At 44.7% G+C, this 5,047-nt stretch carries 6 protein-coding genes; 3 read left to right on the top strand and 3 right to left on the bottom strand.

Annotated elements, in window-relative coordinates:
• Nucleotides 1–927 (top strand): TIGR01777 family oxidoreductase (locus LC574_RS26105; protein WP_229456437.1); only part of this gene is annotated, 927 nt, incomplete at its 5' end.
• An 18-nt stretch (nucleotides 928–945) separates the two neighbouring features.
• Nucleotides 946–1,239 (top strand): hypothetical protein, encoded by a 294-nt coding sequence (locus LC574_RS26100; protein WP_229456436.1) that lies wholly within the window; start codon nucleotides 946–948, stop codon nucleotides 1,237–1,239.
• A 25-nt stretch (nucleotides 1,240–1,264) separates the two neighbouring features.
• On the opposite strand, the gene LC574_RS26095 is transcribed toward LC574_RS26100, so the two are convergent.
• From LC574_RS26095 to LC574_RS26085, 3 genes are all read right to left on the bottom strand, one after another.
• The gene (locus LC574_RS26095; protein ID WP_229456438.1) at nucleotides 1,265–1,510 is read right to left on the bottom strand and encodes a hypothetical protein; all 246 of its coding nucleotides are present in this window, start codon (nucleotides 1,508–1,510) and stop codon (nucleotides 1,265–1,267) included.
• 163 nt (nucleotides 1,511–1,673) lie between these two features.
• The gene (locus tag LC574_RS26090) at nucleotides 1,674–2,096 is read right to left on the bottom strand and encodes a M48 family metallopeptidase (protein WP_229456435.1); all 423 of its coding nucleotides are present in this window, start codon (nucleotides 2,094–2,096) and stop codon (nucleotides 1,674–1,676) included.
• Between the two features lie 120 nt (nucleotides 2,097–2,216).
• Nucleotides 2,217–2,573 carry an iron-sulfur cluster assembly accessory protein gene (locus tag LC574_RS26085; RefSeq protein ID WP_190894026.1) on the bottom strand — a complete coding sequence of 119 codons (357 nt, stop codon included), beginning with the start codon at nucleotides 2,571–2,573 and terminating at the stop codon, nucleotides 2,217–2,219.
• Between the two features lie 327 nt (nucleotides 2,574–2,900).
• Between LC574_RS26085 and LC574_RS26080 the strand changes: the two genes are divergently transcribed.
• A complete protein-coding gene (locus LC574_RS26080; RefSeq protein ID WP_229456434.1) occupies nucleotides 2,901–4,541 on the top strand; it encodes a hypothetical protein in 1,641 nt (546 codons plus the stop codon).
• The last annotated feature ends 506 nt before the right edge of the window (nucleotides 4,542–5,047 follow it).

Below are 5,047 nucleotides of genomic sequence, written 5' to 3'. Positions count from 1 at the left end.
AGTCGTTTGGTACAACGACTCCACGCAAAAGGTCATCAAATAGTAGTATTAACTCGGAACACCACCTTTGCTCAAAAGGTTTTTCCATCTGAGGCTTTCCCAAATGTAGAAATTGTTGCCTATACACCAAATACATCTGGTTCTTGGCAAAGTGTCATTGCTAGTTGTGATGGCGTAGTTAATCTGGCAGGAGAACCCATTGGTGAAGGACGCTGGACACCAGAACGCAAACAAGAAATCCTCAATAGCCGGAAACTAAGTACACAAAAAATAGTTGAAGCAATAGCCAACGCTAACCCCAAAACGGCAGTCGCTACAACGGGGGGAACCCCCGCAACGCGCTGCCTCCCAACTGTGTTAATCAACGCTTCGGCTATTGGCTACTACGGCACCAGTGAAACGGCAACCTTTGATGAAACAAGCCTATCTGGTAACGATTTTCTTGCCCAAGTCTGCCAAATCTGGGAAGCACAAGCCAGAAAGGTAAAAGATGCTGGTGTGCGGCTAGTAATTCTGCGTTTAGGGATTGTTCTGGGTAATGGTGGTGCTTTGGATAAAATGATTATGCCTTTCAAACTCTTTGCTGGTGGACCCATTGGCAGTGGTAGGCAGTGGTTCTCATGGATTCACGTAGACGATTTAGTTAGTTTGATTCTGGAAGCTTTAACTAAACCGGAAATAGAAGGTGTATATAATGGCACTGCCCCTAACCCAGTTAGAATGGTAGATTTAAGCCAAACCTTGGGAGAAGTGATGAATCGTCCTTCTTGGTTGCCTGTTCCTGCTTTTGCGATCGAAGCCCTTTTAGGAGACGGGGCTATGGTAGTTTTAGAAGGTCAGCAAGTCCTTCCCAAGCGCACCTTGGAAACAGGCTTTGAGTACAAATATCCTAATTTGCATTCAGCATTAACACAAATTCTTACATAGGTTGAAAGGGAGTGGGGAGTGGGGAGTGGGGGAGATGAGGGAGATGAGGGAGATGAGGGAGATGAGGGAGATGAGGGAGCAGGGGAAGATGGGGTTAACCAATGCCCACTTGCCCTGAGCGACTTGTGCCGACTTGTGCCGCCCTTCCCTGCGGGACGCTGCGCGAACGACTACGCTCAGGAACCGCGACTTGTACTGAGTTTCGACTGCGCTCAACTACCGCTTGTCCTGAGTTTCGACTGCGCTCAACTACCGCTTGTACTGAGCGCAGCCTCTCGTAGAGAAGGGCGTAGTCGAAGTAAGCCGAGGTAAGCCGAAGGGATGCCCAATCCCTTAACTATTGACTAGATAAAAATTTTTTGGAAACCCAACTGATAATACCACTGAGGATAGCACCGCCCATCAGGATGCCGATCGCTGGGTTAAACACGGGTTGCCACAGTTTATGCCACAAATCCAAACCCAAGTTTACTCCGACAGAATCACCGATCGCAGCGATCGCTAACCAGATAAAGCCAAACAAAACCAAAAAAACATCGACGACTAAAATCGTGTTTAGCCAATTTAACAATTTATCTTTCATGATTGGAGTGGGGAGTGGGGAGTGGGGAGTGGGGAGTGGGGAATGGGGAATGAGAAATAGGGAGTTGGTATTAGCAAGAAACAAGGTAGACAAAAGAGACTTATTCAATAATTTTTCCTTGTCCCTCTTCCACTCCCTACTCCCTATTCCCCACTCCCTGTCCTTATTCTTCAAACAGCCAATTTTTGACTTTTTTCAAACTCTGCCAATCTGGTTTTCTACTTAAACCGTCTTCAATACTGGTTTTTATTTCATCGCGCCATTCTTCGTTGACAAAAATTAGCTGCTGTGCTATGTCAATATGTTCTCGTAAACCTTTTTGACCTGTTTCCAGCATTGCTAAGGCGAGATTAACTCTAGCCTGTGGGTCTTGTGGATTTAACTTGACTGCTTTGTGTGCAGCTTTGTAAGCCAAATTGGGTTTGTTATCGAGTAGATATAACCACGCTAAACAAATCCAAGCAGCACTAGTTTTAGGAGCGCGATCGCACACTTCTTTAAACACAGGGATTAAAGAATCTACCGCCTCTCCTGCTTTATAGCGTTCCAAACCTGTATCAAATAGGGATTCAACTGTATTAGTCATTGGTCATTAGTCATTAGTCATTGGTCATTAGTCATTGGTCATTGGTCATTGGTCATTAGTCATTAGGCAACTGCAAATGATAAACGACAAATGACAAGGGACAAATGACAAATGACAATATTACACCCCAAATGACTTGCCGCAACCACAAGTTTGATTGGCATTGGGGTTAGTGAATTGAAAGCCACCGCCAATCATGGCATCGCTGTAATCGAGCATTAAACCGTAGAGATATAATAGACTCTTGCGATCGCTGACAATTTTGAAGCCATCATAGTCAAAAACTTCATCCTGCGGGGTGATCTTGCTAGTGTCTTCAAAGTCCATCATGTAAGACATCCCTGAACAGCCACCCTGGCGGACTCCTACCCGTAAGCAGAAGTCTGTGCCTTGCTTGTCCCGGAGGGATTTTACCTGGTGCAATGCGGCTTCGCTCAACAGAATTCCGCGTTGTTGAGGCTGAATTGCTTGTGTCATCTGCTTTTTTAACTCCTTAATTAGTCTAAGGTTTACCCTATATCAGCTTGTTAATGCCTCTGGGTTGCCGTTGGTGTTTTTGTATTCATTCTAGCGGCTTAGATGTCCTTAGATGCCAAATTGTAAACACTCCGTCAAAAGTAGCCAAACATTTTTATCCTAGAATTGAGAGACTCAGTGTGTTTATAGATTCGGTAATTTTGGAATTCAAGTCTGGCAGCAGTCACCAGAAGCAACTATCTTTCAGGTGCAGCCATAAAAACCTAATCCGAGGCTAGCTATCCCCAAAGTCTACTTCCAAATTGCTTCTTTTGATTAACTTACTCTATGACAAGTTTTAATCGCTCTACCAGTCGTCGGTTGAAGAAATTAACTCAAATTCCTTCTGTATGGGAGGGCGATCGCCGTCCGTTGTCATCACCAAACCAGCACTCAGACTCCCAGGAAAAGGGAGAATGCATCCTTTGGGTAGATTACTCCCAAGGTGTGGTTCGAGGAATGGACGTGGTAGCTTCAGATATCGGCCCAGAAGCAATAGTTCGTACCTTAATGCGAGCAATGGAGCATCCCCACAGTCCGGCAAGACCTGCCAGACCTCAAAGAATTGTAGTCAAAGACCGCGAGATTCAATTTTACCTGCGGGGGGTGCTGCAAGATTTGGATATTGCCATTGACTACGCACCAGAACTGCCTTTAATTGACGAACTGTTTCGCGGGTTCGCGGACATCCTCGATAGTCAAACCCCCGACTTACCCCCACAGTATGCACAAATCTTACGAGAGAAAGCATTTGCAATTTGGCAAGCAGCACCTTGGGAATTTTTGGAAGAACAGCAAATTTTGTCAATCGAGATTAATAAGTGGGATGTTGGCACACTCTACGCCTCAGTTATGGGAATGCTGGGAATGGAGTATGGGATTTTGTTTTATCGCTCAGAAGAGTCTTTAAAACAGTTTCGCGCCGCAGTTTTAACGGATGAAGAATCAACGAAGCATCTAGAAGAAGCGTTCCTCAAGCAAGATTGCCTGTTTCTCACCTTTGAGAGTGCTGACGAAACCGATGAAGATGAGGATGAAGAAAGTGATTTGGCGGATCTGCCATTATCAGAAATTGACCCAACTTTCGGTAATATCCACCCTTTAGAAGGACTACGGTCTGTTTTGTATGACGAAGAAGCACTGGTAATCTTCGTTGCGATCGAAAGTCTGAGTCGCTTTATTCGCGATCATCGTCGCCAGCTTCATGAAGACATTTTCCCTACCCTCAGCCGTCGCTATCGCATTTCTCTGCCGCAGTCGGAAGAATCAACTAAATCTCTGCCTGTTACAGTCTCTACCATGCCGCAGTTAGCAGCAGAATTAGAGGAAATGGCAGGCTTTGATGTCGATGACCAGGAGAGCGAAAACTTTGACTCCTCAAATTTCCAATCATTGCAAGATGACTTGATACCAGAAGATTCCTTCCTCAGCTTAGGTGTAGTGTCCTGGGAGATGTTGGAGTATTTGCGAAAGGGAGTCAGCTACCATCAGGCTGGTGAAATCAAACAAGTGGGTGACGGTTTGCCGGTGATTTTAATTCAAACTTCCCGCCCCAAGGCTAAGACTGTAATTGAAAGAATTGAAGCAACAGGGGGACTGAGAGCTATTTGCTTTAATCCAGGTGCCGACCCCTTTGATGGCGATCGCTACGACCTGGGTTTATTACAAACTCAAAATGGCGAATTGTTCTTATTCGGTGAATTCTTAGATGAAGATCCTATTCATGTAGAAGCCCGGAAAAAATGGAATCAACGGTGTAAAAACACTAAGGGCTACTGTGGCTTAATCATTGCCAAAGGGCTAACCGGAGCTTCCCGTGGCAATCCTCAGTTACGAGATATGATGGCTTTGTTTGAAGCGCGATCGCTTTCACCGAAAGATTTAGGTATTGGCACTCTTCAACTGATGCCCCAGCTTAAATTTGAATAGTTGCACGAATTCCTCCAATCCTCAATCTCAAATTGTGGTTATGAGAAATTACAGCATTTTTCCTTTGCATGAAGTACAAAGCTACGGGTTTTGAGGCAGGAGGTACAAACTCTTTATATCTGATGCGTGAATCCTGCATTTTATACCTTACTTACTTGCAAATTCCTGTAAATTAATGTGTATTTGATTCACATATTGACTAAAACTGCATTCGGGAGAGGAAAAAGGGAAAGCTTTATCAGTTACCAGTTTCAATTCGCTTGGTTTAAGTCCCCCACCAATTGGTGAAAGGCTTTGGTGGCGGGTTTAAACCTACGCCGATACGCCTGTTCACTGTTTTAAGTTTACCCCTCTGCTTTTTACAAACTGAGTCCTGAGTGAAGTAAAAAGTACTGAGGATTTTTGCATTTTCTCAGAAAGCCAAAGATTGAAAAATCCAGAGCGGAGATTTGCTCCGCTCTGGATTTTCGTTTAGCTCAGAGTTCTCTCTGAATTCTACTGTATCT

This window comes from Nostoc sp. CHAB 5715 (genome assembly GCF_020829685.1).
Classification (GTDB): Bacteria; Cyanobacteriota; Cyanobacteriia; order Cyanobacteriales; family Nostocaceae; genus Nostoc.
The sequence above is the reverse complement of the archived record's forward strand: the minus strand, read 5'-3'. Positions and strand labels throughout refer to the sequence as shown.